Annotated in this window: 12 protein-coding genes; 2 read left to right on the forward strand and 10 right to left on the reverse strand. The window is 37.8% G+C overall.

Translation table 11 applies throughout. The annotated features are described in order from the left end of the window. Positions 1-28 precede the first annotated feature (28 nt). The 6 genes from J2T03_RS06935 to J2T03_RS06960 all read right to left on the reverse strand — a co-directional run bounded on the left by J2T03_RS06935 (position 29) and on the right by J2T03_RS06960 (position 6,436). Positions 29-2,389, reverse strand: a complete 2,361-nt coding sequence (locus J2T03_RS06935) for a choice-of-anchor L domain-containing protein (RefSeq protein ID WP_306844647.1) — start codon at positions 2,387-2,389, stop codon at positions 29-31. A gap of 224 nt (positions 2,390-2,613) precedes the next feature. Beyond that, a complete protein-coding gene (locus J2T03_RS06940) occupies positions 2,614-3,165 on the reverse strand; it encodes a DUF1003 domain-containing protein (RefSeq protein WP_307210244.1) in 552 nt (183 codons plus the stop codon). 11 nt (positions 3,166-3,176) lie between these two features. Further along, positions 3,177-3,947 carry a TIGR02757 family protein gene (locus J2T03_RS06945; protein WP_307210245.1) on the reverse strand — a complete coding sequence of 257 codons (771 nt, stop codon included), beginning with the start codon at positions 3,945-3,947 and terminating at the stop codon, positions 3,177-3,179. Positions 3,948-3,954: 7 nt separating this feature from the next. Further along, complete coding sequence (locus tag J2T03_RS06950) at positions 3,955-4,869, reverse strand: ribonuclease Z (RefSeq protein ID WP_307210247.1); 915 nt, start codon at positions 4,867-4,869, stop codon at positions 3,955-3,957. 89 nt (positions 4,870-4,958) lie between these two features. Beyond that, positions 4,959-5,546 (reverse strand): RdgB/HAM1 family non-canonical purine NTP pyrophosphatase, encoded by a 588-nt coding sequence (gene rdgB / locus J2T03_RS06955; protein WP_373426885.1) that lies wholly within the window; start codon positions 5,544-5,546, stop codon positions 4,959-4,961. A gap of 59 nt (positions 5,547-5,605) precedes the next feature. Continuing rightward, complete coding sequence (locus J2T03_RS06960; protein WP_307210248.1) at positions 5,606-6,436, reverse strand: CPBP family intramembrane glutamic endopeptidase; 831 nt, start codon at positions 6,434-6,436, stop codon at positions 5,606-5,608. Between the two features lie 215 nt (positions 6,437-6,651). Here J2T03_RS06960 and J2T03_RS06965 point away from each other — a divergent pair, with 215 nt between their 5' ends. Beyond that, positions 6,652-8,247, forward strand: a complete 1,596-nt coding sequence (locus tag J2T03_RS06965) for a peptide chain release factor 3 (RefSeq protein ID WP_307210250.1) — start codon at positions 6,652-6,654, stop codon at positions 8,245-8,247. 64 nt (positions 8,248-8,311) lie between these two features. Here the strand turns inward: J2T03_RS06965 and J2T03_RS06970 are convergent, their stop codons facing one another. The 4 genes from J2T03_RS06970 to J2T03_RS06985 all read right to left on the reverse strand — a co-directional run bounded on the left by J2T03_RS06970 (position 8,312) and on the right by J2T03_RS06985 (position 13,892). Further along, the gene (locus J2T03_RS06970; protein ID WP_307210252.1) at positions 8,312-10,630 is read right to left on the reverse strand and encodes a reprolysin-like metallopeptidase; all 2,319 of its coding nucleotides are present in this window, start codon (positions 10,628-10,630) and stop codon (positions 8,312-8,314) included. Between the two features lie 15 nt (positions 10,631-10,645). Beyond that, a complete protein-coding gene (locus J2T03_RS06975; protein ID WP_306844631.1) occupies positions 10,646-11,140 on the reverse strand; it encodes a hypothetical protein in 495 nt (164 codons plus the stop codon). An 84-nt stretch (positions 11,141-11,224) separates the two neighbouring features. After that, positions 11,225-13,486, reverse strand: coding sequence for a zinc-dependent metalloprotease (locus tag J2T03_RS06980; protein ID WP_307210254.1), 2,262 nt, complete (start codon positions 13,484-13,486; stop codon positions 11,225-11,227). A 7-nt stretch (positions 13,487-13,493) separates the two neighbouring features. Further along, the gene (locus J2T03_RS06985; protein ID WP_307210256.1) at positions 13,494-13,892 is read right to left on the reverse strand and encodes a hypothetical protein; all 399 of its coding nucleotides are present in this window, start codon (positions 13,890-13,892) and stop codon (positions 13,494-13,496) included. Between the two features lie 365 nt (positions 13,893-14,257). On the opposite strand from J2T03_RS06985, the gene J2T03_RS06990 reads away from it, so the two are divergent. After that, a complete protein-coding gene (locus J2T03_RS06990; RefSeq protein ID WP_307210257.1) occupies positions 14,258-15,184 on the forward strand; it encodes a DUF4349 domain-containing protein in 927 nt (308 codons plus the stop codon). Positions 15,185-15,248: the final 64 nt, after the last annotated feature.

Raw genomic sequence — 15,248 nt, forward strand, 5'->3', positions numbered from 1 at the left:
CCAGCCTTTCTATAAATTATATAAAAGATTATTCTAAGTTTTTAAGAAGAATCCATCCTGTTTTCACTGCAGTTTGTTTACTGGCTGGATCCTGATAGGTCACCTGATACCAATAAGATGCGGTAGGCAGACGTTTTCCCTGGAAATAGCCATCCCAATATGGTCTGGTTTTTCCGGCTTTGAACACCTCTCTTCCGTAACGGTCAAAAACGAAACCTTGAAAGTCTTTGTAGCTGCTTACCCCGCTAAAATCAATGATATCGTTCACGTTGTCTCCGTTTGGCGTAATGACATTTTTTATGACAAATGTAAAGTATTCCAGGAATCCTACACAGCTGGTATTCTTTACTTTGACACGGATAGATATTACTTTATTTTTAGGAACATTGGTAAACACATTGGACGCCTGCCAAGTAGAGCCGTTATCCACAGAATATTCCAATACCCCGTTACTCGGATTACTTGCTGTAAGAACCATTGTTCCGTTGTCGCTATATTCAACTTTTATTATTTCGGGAACTACAGCACGTATCACCTGGGTCTTAAATTCTTTGGAACAAACTCCGTTACTGATTATTACGGTATATTCGCCCGGAGTTGATACAGTAATACCCTGAGTGGTTTCCCCTGTATTCCATTCATAGGTATAACCCGGGCCGGATCCGGCATCCAAAAGGATCATATCTCCTTCGCAGATTTGCCCTCCTTTCAGAGTAGAAACGATAGCCGGAACTACATCAATGGTAATGGATGCGGGTTGTAAAGATTTACATCCCTGTGCACCAATAGCATATACAGTATATGTTGTAGTCTGGGTCGGGCTTACCGTTCTTACTCCTCCGGTGGAAGAAGTATCTCCCCATTCGTAGGTTACACCGCCTGCAGCTGTTAATATCAGCGATTCTCCTTCGCAGATCCTCATTCTCGGAGCAGTAATCTGGGCAATAGGTGTTTCTTCTCTTCTTAACGTCAGGGTCACAATTTTGCTACAAAATGCACCATTGGAAACGACTACATATATAATCTGTCCATCGGTACCATTGTAGTTTGTGAGATTGGTAATAAAATTATTATTTTGAGCCTGCGCATCTGCCTGGCTGGCATAAAAACGAAATACGGCCCCCTGTGTTGTACTTATCTGTGGTTTTGCATCTTCTAAATTAAAAGTGCTCAGAGTAGGAGTAGCGCAGAGTTTCAGTGTTGCATTTTGAGCCGTTGGCGACGTTCCGCCTATAATCGTAATGCTAGCTTTCTGACATTCCGTTCCATTCACAAAAGTTTTTACTTCATATACTCCCGGTGAAGTAGCTATATATACAGCACTGGTTGCATTAGGAATTACTACACCGTTTTTGTACCATTTGTAGGTCATTCCCGGTACAGTTGTCACCTGTGCTTTTAAAGTTTGCGGTGTATTATCACACATATTCAGGGTTTCACCCAACGGGTTTCCGTTACCATCCACGATAGTCATCCCGATATCAAACGATCCTCCCTGAAGAAATACGGCAGAATCATAACTATTATCAACGGCATCTGCCATAACCATCTTAAAATGATAGGCTTGTCCGGGAACAACCGTAGCAACTGCTGTAAGAGGAATAGTTCTTCCTATGAAATTCGTTTCAATATTCGAGGTATTCAATCCGCCAAAGTACTGCTCATTAATGGTTTCTCCATCACATCCTACTCCAAGCGGCACAATATTAAGCACGCTTACCGGTCCTGCTCCGTTGGGCAAAACTGCTAAATTTTCATAGGTAGGATCACCCACTTTTTTAAGAAGGAGCGCAAAACCATCTGCAAAGTCACCGCAGGGAAACCCGCTTGTATATTCTTCTGAAGCAAACAGGTAATTAAATTTTACCTGGTTGCTGTTCGGAACGAAATCAAATTCCAAGGATACAACATCTTTAAGGTCATCCGGCGGATTAATAGCTGCTACCAGATCCGGATCATTCATACCGGCTCCCGGAACAATATCGCTTAATGTGGATCCTTCCAGCCCATTTCCTGCTCTTCTTGCTTTACCGGAAACAAGCACAACTCCGTCAGTAAAAGGAAAATTAGTAGTTCCTTTATGAAAATATCCCCACGCCCTTTCTGTATCTGTTGGCAGCTGATTTGGAGATATGGTTACATTGCTCACATTGGGAGCCGCACAAACAGATCCTCCGGAAATCAGTACATTTTTCACTAACTGATCTATGGTAAACGCGGAAGGTGCATAAGTGGGCACATTTACATCTATAAACGCACCTGCTTTTTTACTCTGCATGCTAAACTTTTCAGGCTGCGGCTTTCTGTTCGTTTTTTGCGAAAATGCAGAAACAGAAGCCAATAGAAACATCGTAACTAAAAAGTAATTATTCAGTCTATAATTGAACATTTTATTATTGTTTGTTCAAATGTAGCAAAAATATCAATAAAAACCACCCTTCTTCAGTCAATTCAATAAATTTAACATCTATATTAACAATAAATTTATTTTATAATTATATATTCCACAAAATTAGTAGGATTTAATGTTAAACTTAAGAATGAGCGTAAAAAAGCAGATCAACCTTACGGATAGTCTGCTTTTTTCTTGATAATTATTCTCAAAGAAATTTATCATTCCTTTTTCAACTGTTCTATCTCTGTCTGAAGCTGGCTGATAATATCTTTTAGCGCTTTGATCTCATTTTTATTGGAATTGACATTGCTTTTCAGAATGACATTTTTTGCTCTTTCATTATGGTCTTCATCATCTTCATCTTCGTTGATCTCTTCAATATCTTCCTGAATATCTTCAATATCTTCATTAATTTCCTCGATATCCTCGCTGATCTCTTCAATGTCTTCACTGATTTCTTCTATATCTTCCTGGATGTCTTCAATATCTTCGCTGATCTCTTCAATATCTTCCTGAATGTCTTCAATCTTTTCGTGGCTCTTATTGACAGACATCTGAATAAAAATAGCCAGATAAATTGCTTCCAGAGAAACTACCGTTGTAAGGATCAGAAGCATCTTATCAAACTCAACAATATTGAGCATCGGCAAAAGAAATGAGGTGGTGAAGAATAAAGTATGAACAATGAGTGACGGGATAGAGCCCACCCACCACGTAATGCCATTCGCAATTTTTTCTAAAATCTCTGTTTTTTCTTTTTCTTTTTTCATCCTTTCCTTTATTATAAGAGTTCTTTAGTCACTCCAAGTCCAAATAGTGCAAAATCATACTTAGCAGGATCAGTTTCATCAAATTTTCTAATGGCCACATCCAGTTCTTCCACTGTTTTCCAATCATTCTGTATTCTGGAAACCAAACCTAGTTTTCTAGAAATATTTCCAGTATGTACATCTAACGGAATTGAAAGGTATTTCTGATCTATATCTTCCCAAATACCAAAATCTACGCCACGCTTATCCTTACGCACCATCCATCGCAGAAACATAATGATTCTTTTGGAAGAAGAGTTTTTATAAGGTGAACTTATATGTTTATGGCTCCTGTGCTTTTCCGGCTCTAGAAAACAGTTTCTGAATCTTTCAATAGCATGCTGAAAATTAGTTTCCTGATCTTTTACCGTGAATAAATGTTCCAGGCTTTCATGTTTTTTATAAACTTTATTAAACTGCCTGATGAAATAAGCAAAATCCTGACCGTTAAAAGTTCTGTGAATACTTTTATCCTGAAGGATCTCCAAATCTTTTTCAGAATAATTCAATATAAAATCATACGGAGAATTCCCCATGATATCAAGCATTTTATCTGCAGATCTGATGATTGACTTCCGGTTTCCCCAGGAAATAGTTGCAGCTAAAAAGCCTGCGATTTCCACATCCTGTTTTAAAGTGAAACGGTGCGGAATCTGTATAGGATCATCTTCTATAAAATCAGGGCTGTTGTATTGGTCTGCCTTTTCATTCAAAAAGCTTTTCAATTCTTCAAAATTAAGCATACAGTTTTTAAATTTTCACGCTTTCCAGCGCCTTTGGAAGGAAGGTATTGGGAAAAACATTCCTGGCTTCATCAGTAAATACGGTAAGGTCTGCATATCTGTTCGAAAAGTGTCCCAGAATCAGTTTCCCCACTTCTGCTTTTTGGGCAATCATTGCCGCTTCCAAAGCTGTTGAATGTCCGGTATAGTCTGCCATTTCTTTCAGGTCATGAAGGAAAGTGGATTCGTGATACAGAACCGTTACATTCTTAATGATCGGAAGCACTGTTTCAAGATACCGGGTATCGCTGCAGAAAGCATAGGAAACAGGAGGTGTCGGATCCAGGGTCAGCACTTCGTTTTTGAGGACATAACCATCACTGAGTACGACATCTTTTCCTGCTTTTATATTATGGTAATCACAGGTTTCTATTTCGTTGTATTTGGCAATTTCCTTCATATTCAGATGCCTGTCTTTCGGCTTTTCTTTAAAAAGATAACCGTTGCAGTATATTCTGTGATCTAAAGGAATGGTATATACTTCTACCCTGCTGTCTTCATAGATCTTTTCGGAATAGTCTTTATCAAGCTCGTGGTAAACCACATCAAAACCACGATGTGTTTCCGTAATTGTAAAGATGGTTTCGAGCATTTTCTTGATTCCTTTCGGGCCGTAAACATGAAGAGGAGTATCCCTTCCCAGCAAGCGGAAAGAGGCAATGAGACCGGGAAGACCGAAACAGTGATCACCGTGAAGATGCGATATAAAGATATGATTGATCTTTGAAAATCTCGCTTTTGCTTTTCTCAGCTGTACCTGGGTTCCTTCTCCACAATCGATCAGAAAATGTCTTTCTTCCATTTCCAGCAGCTGTGCCGTGGGTGAAGAATTAATGGTTGGAATAGCTGAATTAAAGCCTAATATCGTTAAATAAGTACTCAAATCAATAGTTTATTGTAACAAATGTACGACAGAAAATTTAAACATATCTTTTAGACATAAGTTTAAATACTGAACTAGCATGGAATTAATTATTCTTTTACTTTCAAGAAATCCAGAAACAGATCCAATGCCTGTTTACGGTGGCTTATCCTGTTTTTATCTTCCGGATTCATTTCTGCAAAAGTCCTGTCATATCCTTCGGGAACGAAAACCGGATCATATCCAAAGCCTTTGTGTCCTTTATTTTCTGTAAGTAAATTTCCGTGCACTCTTCCTTCAAAATAACGGGCTCCATTTTCGTCATAGTAGCACAGAACTGTAATGAAGTAAGCTTTTCTATTTTCCTGACCTTCCAGCTCGCTTAAAACCTTTTCGATATTTTTAGCAAAATCATGATCTCCTGCATAGCGTGCGGAAAAAATTCCAGGTCTGCCATCCAAAGCTTCAACAGCAAGACCGCTGTCGTCCCCTAAACTGGGAATTCCTGTTTTTTCAAAACAATATTTCGCTTTGATCAGGGCATTGGCATTGAAGGAATCACCATCTTCTACAATTTCTTCATGAATATTATAATCGGTAAGGCTTTTTACTGTAAAACTATTTTCCAGGATCTGCTGGATCTCTTCTTTCTTGTGTTCGTTGTGCGTGGCAACCAATAATTCCATATTTATATTCATTTTTACTCAATTCATTTTTGTCCGTATATCATTCGGCTGATTATTATCCCTGCTTACTATTATATTTCAGCATAATGCACTTTATACTTTTTTGTAAAAAGATAATAGAACAGAGAAAAAAGCACAATACCAACAGCCAGTATAACCCATTCGGAAATTTTGAAGGCATCTGCAAAGCTCTCACTTTTGGTATAAGTAACCAGCAATGAAGAGCACAGGTTATTGAATCCATGCAACAGCATTGGCAGCAGTAGGGATTTTGTTTTATAATAGACCAGTCCCAATACGCATCCCAGCAATACTGCTCCTACAAACTGCCATGGATTTGCGTGAACCAGCCCAAAGATAACGGATGCATAAAAAATAGCCCTCTGTGGATTCACCCCTTTATTGATAAGTCCTTTCTGGATAATTCCTCTGAAAATAATTTCTTCAAAAATAGGAGCCATGATCACCGTCATGATAATCATAATAACCGGCTCAAAGGTGAGCTGCTCCATAAGCTGCGAGAAAAACTCATAGTATTTTCCCCAAAACGGACCTGTGGTAGGAATAAGAGACGTGATAAATTCTGAGATCAACATCATTCCCATCATCATAGGAAATATCAGGAGATAGGTAGAGAAATTCGTGGTAGAAAAATTGAAGTTCAGTTTTTTCCCGGTTGAGGGTCTGACGATGAAAAAATCGAAAAAAGCAATAGCAGTTAAAAAACCTGCTGCATTGGTTACCATCATAAACCAGTCTTTCAGTTCGAGGTTTTCCTTAAAAGCAATTTTCCAGAAACTGCCGAAAAAAGAAACAGCCATTGTTCCTGTAAATAATCCTGCCACTAAAATAAGACCGCCGATCCATGTAAAGGTAAACTTCGGATACCTGCTATTCTCCATACTTTTCTCTGTAAGTTTGTAAAAACAAAGATAATTTTTTTGAAAGCCTTAAACAACTAAAAAGGAAAATACTTAGGCGCCGGATTAGAAAAATCAGATTTCAATATCGGGCATTAGATATCAAAAAAGATTAGAAACGGCAATCAGCTATTTATTCCCCGAAAATATTTGAAACCTCGTAAAAAATACCGATTTTTGCAACTTCAAAATACACTATGTCAGACTTAATCAAAGAAATACAAAAAAGAAAGACTTTCGGAATCATTTCTCACCCGGATGCAGGAAAAACAACCCTTACGGAAAAATTACTTCTTTTCGGGGGCGCTATCCAGGAAGCGGGTGCGGTAAAATCCAACAAAATAAAAAAAGGAGCTACCTCCGACTTTATGGAAATCGAAAGGCAAAGAGGGATCTCTGTAGCGACTTCCGTATTGGCTTTTGAATATAAAAATCACAAAATCAACATCCTGGATACACCGGGTCACAAAGATTTTGCAGAAGATACTTACAGAACTTTAACTGCTGTAGACTCTGTGATCGTCGTAATTGACGTTGCAAAAGGGGTTGAGGAACAGACTGAAAAACTGGTGAAAGTCTGTAGGATGAGAAACATTCCAATGCTTGTTTTCATTAATAAGCTTGACCGTGAGGGTAAAGATGCATTTGATCTTTTGGATGAGGTTGAGCAGAAATTAGGATTAAGAGTGGTTCCCTTATCTATTCCGATTGGTATGGGAAGTGATTTCCAGGGAATTTATAATATATGGGAAAATAATATTCAGCTGTTCCTGGAAGAAAAGAAACAGAGAGTAGGTGAAGCGGTTAAGTTTGATGATATCAATGATCCTTCAATAGATGAGGTGATTGGTGAAAAAGCAGCTCAAAACCTGAGAGATGAGCTTGAGCTTGTCCAGTCTGTCTATCCTGAATTTAGCCGGGAGGATTATATGAACGGTGATTTGCAGCCGGTTTTCTTTGGTTCAGCTTTGAATAACTTTGGAGTGCGTGAATTACTGGATGCATTTATTGAAATTGCTCCTATGCCCCAGCCGAAAGAAAGTGATGTACGTCTTGTAAAGCCGGAAGAAAATAATTTTACAGGGTTTGTTTTCAAGATCCACGCGAATATGGATCCGAAACACAGAGACAGGCTTGCCTTTGTGAAAATTGTTTCGGGAACATTCAAAAGAAATGAGAATTACCTGTTGGTAAGAGAAGGCAAAAAAATGAAATTCTCTTCCCCGAATGCATTCTTCGCAGACAAAAAAGAGGTTGTGGATGAAAGCTTTCCCGGAGATATTGTAGGTCTTCATGATACAGGAAGCTTCAGAATAGGTGATACATTGACAGGAGGTGAAAAACTGAGCTTCAAAGGAGTCCCAAGCTTCTCTCCGGAACATTTCCGTTATATCAACAACAATGATCCGCTTAAAGCTAAACAATTGGCAAAAGGTATTGATCAGCTGATGGATGAGGGGGTTGCCCAGCTATTTACTCTTGAAATGAACGGCAGAAAGATCATTGGAACAGTGGGAGCACTTCAGTATGAGGTTATCCAATACCGTCTGGAACATGAATATGGGGCAAAATGTACTTATGAACCTCTTTCTATGCATAAAGCATGTTGGGTGGAAGCAGATGAAAAGTCTGAGGAATTTAAGGAGTTTGCCAGGTTAAAGCAACGTTTCCTTGCAAGAGACAAATATAATCAGCTTGTATTTTTAGCGGATTCTTCATTCACTATCCATATGACCCAGGAAAAATTCCCGAATGTAAAACTGCATTTCATCAGTGAATTTCAACAAGACTAAATTGAATAAAAAAGCAAAAAACCGTTCATCTGAACGGTTTTTTTATAGAATCTATTTAAATGATTTACTTAGGTATCATCATTAATTTCTTAACAATCTTTTCTCCATCTACAGTAACATGAATCATATAGGATTCAGTAGGCAAATGTTTCAGGTTAATCTGTTCCAAAAGTTCGTCAAATATATATTTGGTCTTTTTAGGAACAATCAGTTTTCCATCCATTGAAAATAATTCGTAAGTAATCACGTAAGGACGCAGCGGAATCTGTCTAGGAAAATCTGCTTTAATGTAAACATAACCATCATTTGAAGGTACCGGATATATCATCAGACCCTTGTATATTCTTATAGGGGCTGTTCCTGGGGTAACACCTCCGGGATTTACTACCGCTGATGAATTAATTGTAAAATTTTGCGAATTGACATTTAAAAATACATTATTCACAGCTTTCACCATTATTCTGGCATTATTAGAAATTGTTCCAAGGCCACCCGGAACCGTATAATTATAAGAACCGTTATTAGGGGTATTTGCAACCAAAACAGTTGGGAAAGTAAGACCTCCGTCTTTTGACAACAGGATCGTTACATTAGAAGTGCTAACCGGTGCAGCTGTTGTATTGGCAACATCCCATGTAATTGCATAGGACTGACCTTCACTCCAAACAACCCCTGCTGTGTTTTGTGAGGTAACCACAAAAGGCCCCGCAGTATCCACAACGGTAAGTTTCACATCATCACGTCCTGTCTGCCCTCCCAGAGAATTATTATCCCTTACAAGAACTGAAAAATTAAGATCTCTACCTCTGGAAGCAAGTTTCTCCCATGCTTTTACGTCTGTAGGAGTTACAATTGCAGGGTCATAGCCGGAAACAATGGTTGACAGTCTGGGAAAGTATCTTGAAGGTGATGCTGTAGGCACTACAGATCTGAAAAGAGGCCCCACTCCATTTACCGGCTGGGGTGGCATAGCTGCAGCCCCAAAATCAATTTGTTCCCAGGTATACGTAAGAGCATCATTATCCGCATCCGTTGCAGCTGCTGTCAGCATAAATGGTGTACTTTTCGGTATGCTTCTATCTGTGCCAGCATTTACAATTGGCTCTGCGTTTGCAATTGGCGTTTTAACGCCGCAGTTAGAAGTAGAACCAGAAGTTAACCTGGTATACATTTCTGCAATACTTACTGCATGGAAATAAGCATCACTGTGGGCTTGTACATTTGGAGGACATATGCCGGCATATCCCATAATAGAGCTTGCACTTCCCGGCTCTATTGATGTAGGTGTATTTCTGTTACAATTATTATTTTGCGTATGGTTTGCACCAAATTGATGCCCCATTTCATGGGCCACATAATCTATTACAAAAGGATCTCCTACGGGAACTGCAGACCCTGTAACTCCACCCGCTTTACTGTTTCCACAAATTGAAGGAGTAGCTGCTAAGCCATTATCATTTCCTGCATTGGCCTGAAAGAACAGGTGCCCAATATCGTAGTTAGCAGCACCAATAATATTATTGGTAACTGTGATATTTTCACTTAGCATCTGGCTTGCGTTCAGAGTATTAAAAGTATCTGTACTGATAAAGAATAAAGCATCTGTATTTGGAATAAGCTGCAGCCTTACTGAGATATCTTTTTCAAAAACTTCATTTAATCTTGTTACAGCCAGATTAACAGCCGCAAGAACTGCCGCTTTTTTCTGAGCATCCGTTCCTGAACCTACTCCGGCTTGCCCTGCAATATAAGCAGTATATTCTGTGGTTGTTGTAATAGCCAGCCTGTATTTTCTATTTAATGCATCAATAACTGTTTTCTGGACATTTAAGGCCGATTCATTCTGTTCGCTGTCTCCATCAAAATGACATTCAAACTGACCAGGAGACGAAGCATTTTTCCTATCATAAAGTTTATAAACCTTATTATCTTTTGTATAAGAATCGATATAATAAATTCCCTGATTATTTCTGATCATACCATTAAATCCAAAATAAGGATCAATGGTAAACTTTAAAATTGCTGATTTGTCACCTTTTTTGAAGCCAGTATAAGACCGGATTTCAGAATATCTGTTCTGAAGGTCGGGATGCATCGTTGATGATTCGAAAACCTCATAGGTATCAAAACCTCCTTCAAGGTTTGGAAAGTTCAGCAATATTCCTTTTCTGGACAAATGCAGGTCACTGTCCGGCAAATTTTTAAGTTGACTTTGAATCTCACTGACATTAAGTTTAAACAAAATGAAATCTGTAATCCTTACATTACTTTCACGAATTTCACTGTTGATTTTTGAGTCAAGCTTTTTCCAATGATTTTGTTGGGCAAACCCCACTGCCGAAAACATGAGTAAGGTACTCAGAACAAGTAATTTTTTCTTCATTTGATTTTTTATAAATTAAGAGGTTATCAGTTTAACTCCTGAAGGAGCTTTCCCTTCTATTTTAAGAATCAGTATGGGATTCTTTTCTTTGTTCAATAAATATTCTTCGTTATTAATTTCTTTATAATAAACATTTAAAACAGATTTCTCTTCTTCTATCTTTTCTATTTCAATATCTCCGTATTGCTGTGTTTTCAATGTAGGTTTCAATACAAGAAGAAACTCATTTTCAGACAGTGTAGGAATTGGTTCTGACCGGGAAAACCTTTTATCCTGCATTAAACTGTATAATTTTAGTGTCTCCTCAAACGACTGTAAAATTGTATATTCTTTTAATGGTATATTTTTATTCAGTCTCCGTACTTCTGAAAATTTTATTTCATTATTATTTTTACTCATTACCGATTCTGTTTCAACAACATTTTTTGTGGCAGAAAGGTTTGTACAGGCTGATCCGCCTCCAAATCCAAACAAAAACAACAGAAAGATTAACAAAAATACTCTTTTCATCAGAAAATATTAATAAGCAAATGTAAATATTAAAACCGTTCAATGGAATTATTGAACGGTTTATTTTTATAGCAAAAGCTTAAATTATTTTTTAATAATCAGCTTTTTAGAAATTTTCTGGCCTTCTTTTTCTACCTGAACGATATAAACCCCTGATGGAAGGAAAGACAGGTTAACTTCTTCACGAATCCTACTTCCTTTTACCTCTTTAGTCGCATTGACCAGTTTTCCATCCATCGCATAAACCGTGTACGAAATACCGTTGCCTGCTTCGGTTTCAATCATAAAGATTCCTTTTGAAGGATTCGGATAAATCTTTATTCCTTCTTCGGCTTTTTCAGTTTCACTGGTTCCTAATGTAGAATTGATGGTAAAATTTGTTGTATTCACATTTAAAAACACATTATCAATTGCTTTAATCATTATTCTTGCTGTTGAACTGGTCCCTAAACCAGCCGGAACATTGAATGTGTAAGAACCGTTGTTTGGCGTGCTGGCCACAAGTGTATCAGGGAACGTGAGCCCTCCATCTTTGGAAAGCAGGATCATTACATTTGCTGTATTTACGGGAGCTGCATTGGTATTGGCAACGTTCCATGTAATCGTCTGAGAGGTTCCTACATTCCAGACAACTCCTGCTGCATTCTGGGAAGTTACTGTAAACGGTCCGGCAGCTGTAGATACTGTAAGCTGGACATCATCACGCCCAGTCTGTCCGCCAACCGGTTTATTATCTCTCACCAATAAGGAGAAAGTTAAAGGTCTTGCCACTGTAGACAGTTTTTCCCATGCTCTATAGTTTCCTGCTGTAATAATAGTAGGATCATATCCTTCTACAATTGTTGAAAGCCTTGGAAAATATCTTGTAGGAGATGTTGTAGCCCACATCGTTCTGAACATAGGCCCTATTGTATTAGTCGGTCTTGGAGGCATTGTTGCAGCACCGGTATCAATTTGTTCCCAGTTATAAGTAATTGCATCACCATCCGGATCAGAGCCTACGCCTGTTAAGGCAAATGGAGTTCCTATTGGAATTGTTCTGTCCGGTCCGGCATTTGCAGTCGGCTCGTTATTTCCTGTTGCTGTATTTACGGAGCAGTTTCCTCCTGGTCCTGTAATTCTGGTATACATCTCACGAATACTTACGGCATGGAAATAAGCATCACTGTTATTCTGTACATTTGGAGAACAGATTCCTGCATATCCCATGATGGAACTTGCACTTCCCGGCTCTACTGATGTTGCTGTATTTCTGTTACAGCCATTATTCTGAGTATGATTGGCACCAAACTGATGTCCCATTTCGTGCGCCACATAATCAATAACAAAAGGATCTCCTACAGGAGCTGCTGAACCTGTAACACCTCCAGCCTTCACACTTCCGCAAATTGCAGGAGTATAAGCAAGACCATTATCATTACCCTGGGTAGCCTGGAAAAATACATGCCCGATATCATAATTATTGACGCCAATTGCATTATTAGTCACTGTAATGTTTTCGTCAATCATCTGATCAGCATCCAATGCATCAAAAGTATCTGAAGCAATGAAAAACAACTGATCAGTATTAGCAACAAGTTGTAGAGAAACCGAAATTTCATTTTCAAATACCTGATTAAGACGTGCTACTGCTAGATTAACTGCTGCAAGTACAGCTGCTTTTTTCTGAGCATCCGTTCCAGCTCCTACGCCAGCCTGTTGTGCAACATAGGCTGTATACTCTATGGTTGTAGTAATAGCCAATCTGTATTTACGCATTAATCCGTCTACAACTGTTTTACCATGTACATCGGGAGCGAGATCAATTAAAGGTGAATCTCCTTTAAACAGACAGTCGAAACGGTTTTGGGAAAGTGCATTCTTTCTGTCATATACCATATAAGTTTTATTATCCTGAGAATATGAATCTATATAGTACATTCCTTTTATTCCTTTCACTACCGCATTCAGTCCGAAATACGGATCGTAAGTAAATCTGATGTTTGTAGTGGGATCCCCTACTCTTTGTCCTGTATACGACTTGATATCGGAATATCTTGTCTGAAGATCTGGATGCATTGTAGATGCTTCAAATATTTCGTAGGTGTCAAATGTTCCCTGGTCATTGGGAAATTTTACGAGAATTCCTTTCTCTGAAGAAAGACGACTTCTGTCCGGAGCCAGAGAAAGCTGATGTTTCATCTCCTCAGTATTCAGGCTGACCAATTGATAGTCTACAGTTCTTACGCCTCTTTCTCTTGTTTCTTTTACGTTTTTCTGTGAGGCCCTGCTCCAGGTATTCTGCTGTGCCGCAACTGTTCCCGAAAGGACCAGAAGGCTTGTCAGAAATAATAATTTTCTTTTCATTATAATATTATTGGATGGTTAATTTGATTTTTTTTGGGTTGCCCGTAATTTTTACGATCAGTATAGGATCGGATTGTTTTTTTTCTTTGTATTCCTGATTTTCAACTTCCTTATAAAAAACGTTAAGTGTGGAAGTGCTCTCTTCCAGTTTTTCAATTTCAATATCACCGTTTTTTATTTTTTTCAGTTTAGGTTTTAAGACCAAAAAGTACTCTCCTTCTTCTAAAACAGGAATCGGAGCTGATCTTGAATATTTTGAATCATTGAGTTTCATGTACGCATCTTTAATTCCTTTTGTGGAAGTAATGACTGTATATTCTTTCAGATCAGTTTTAAGATTAAGCCGTCTGATTTCAGTAAATTCTACTTTATTTTGATTCTTATTCTGATAATTTATCTGCGTCATATTTTTGTAATCAGCACAATTAATCAGCAAAAAGCTGAAAAAATTCAAAAAAAGAAAACTTTTAATAAATAAGCCCATAATAACAAATATAAAAAAATTTCAGATATAAAATTCTTATTTCTGTTATCATTTCCGATCATTAAATCCTTAAAATGAGACAATAAACGGATGTTTTTCTTTCTTTTTAAACCTTATCGATATAATCTATTTTCTGATATTAGAAAAACAGCTTTGTAAAATAATTGTAAAACATATATAAATAATTGATTTTTAATAATTTAAGATTTACCAGAAGAATACTTTTCATTTACAAAAAGTCTGTCTCTGTTCACTGCTAATTTTACTTCATCAAAAAAATTAATGTTATGAAAAAGTTCATATTACTTCTTGCAGTATCAGGCACGTTTATTATGTGTAAAAAAGCAGAGGCTGCGAAATCCAAGATAGAGGACACTTTACATGCTGCAGACAGTACTGCCGCCGCAGTGAATGAAACGGTTAATTCTATAGGTAATACCGCAGATAAAGTTCTGGATTCTGCCAATGTCAGAATAAAAGATTTTGAGGATGCCAAAGGAGAAATTCAGCAGAAAATAGAAAATACTTCCAAGATGGTAGATTCTTTAACCGATAAAATCGCTTCCACAAAACTTGAATCGAAGATTGAGAAAAAAGACTCAGCAGAAAAGAAGGCTGAAAAAATCGTAGTGAATGTTCCGGCCCCAAAAGTGATCAAAGAAACCAAGATCGTATACAAAGATAAGCCTCAAAATGACCTTTATGAACTGAAAAACAAAATGGTAAAAACGGGCCTGCTTTCTGTAAAAGCTGATAACGCGGAAACGGTAAAAGAGCTTGTAAAAGAAGAAACTGAAAAAAACAATGGCTATGTAAAAAGCGAAGAGCTTTCTTATATCACTGCAGAGGCAGTCGACAGAAGCTCTTCTTACACCGAAAACAGCCAGAGAGTATATTATATGGACATCAAAGTTCCAATCCGGAATTTCGACAGCTTAATGAATGACCTGAGTGGTATTGGTGATATTGAGACTAAAAATATACAGGTTTCCGGAAATAATTACTCAGAGAATACTTTATGTACAATAACTGTAACCCTTACAGATAAGTCAGAGTATGAAAAAGAACCTAAAACTTTCGGCGAAAAATCACTGGCGGCAGTTTCATCGGGCTGGGATGTGATTACTTCGGTCTTTCTTTTTATTCTTCCGTTGTGGCCTTTATTCCTGATCGGCGGAATAGGATATTATTTTTACAAAAAAGAAAAAAACTAAGGATAACAATGCTCAATAAAACAGAATCCACCGGAAGATGCTTTTTAATATTATTTTAATAAAA

Origin of the sequence: Chryseobacterium lathyri, from assembly GCF_030812195.1 — a bacterium.
GTDB classification, from domain to species: Bacteria; Bacteroidota; Bacteroidia; order Flavobacteriales; family Weeksellaceae; genus Chryseobacterium; species Chryseobacterium lathyri_A.

Coding starts and splice junctions, on each gene's coding strand:
- J2T03_RS06990 (WP_307210257.1), top strand. CDS start 14,258: ATGAAAAAGTTCATATTACTTCTTGCAGTATCAGGCACGTTTATTATG.
- J2T03_RS06935 (WP_306844647.1), bottom strand. CDS start 2,389: ATGTTCAATTATAGACTGAATAATTACTTTTTAGTTACGATGTTTCTA.
- J2T03_RS06960 (WP_307210248.1), bottom strand. CDS start 6,436: ATGGAGAATAGCAGGTATCCGAAGTTTACCTTTACATGGATCGGCGGT.
- J2T03_RS06975 (WP_306844631.1), bottom strand. CDS start 11,140: ATGAAAAGAGTATTTTTGTTAATCTTTCTGTTGTTTTTGTTTGGATTT.
- J2T03_RS06980 (WP_307210254.1), bottom strand. CDS start 13,486: ATGAAAAGAAAATTATTATTTCTGACAAGCCTTCTGGTCCTTTCGGGA.
- J2T03_RS06985 (WP_307210256.1), bottom strand. CDS start 13,892: ATGACGCAGATAAATTATCAGAATAAGAATCAAAATAAAGTAGAATTT.
- J2T03_RS06945 (WP_307210245.1), bottom strand. CDS start 3,947: ATGCTTAATTTTGAAGAATTGAAAAGCTTTTTGAATGAAAAGGCAGAC.
- rdgB (WP_373426885.1), bottom strand. CDS start 5,546: ATGAATATAAATATGGAATTATTGGTTGCCACGCACAACGAACACAAG.
- J2T03_RS06940 (WP_307210244.1), bottom strand. CDS start 3,165: ATGAAAAAAGAAAAAGAAAAAACAGAGATTTTAGAAAAAATTGCGAAT.
- J2T03_RS06970 (WP_307210252.1), bottom strand. CDS start 10,630: ATGAAGAAAAAATTACTTGTTCTGAGTACCTTACTCATGTTTTCGGCA.
- J2T03_RS06965 (WP_307210250.1), top strand. CDS start 6,652: ATGTCAGACTTAATCAAAGAAATACAAAAAAGAAAGACTTTCGGAATC.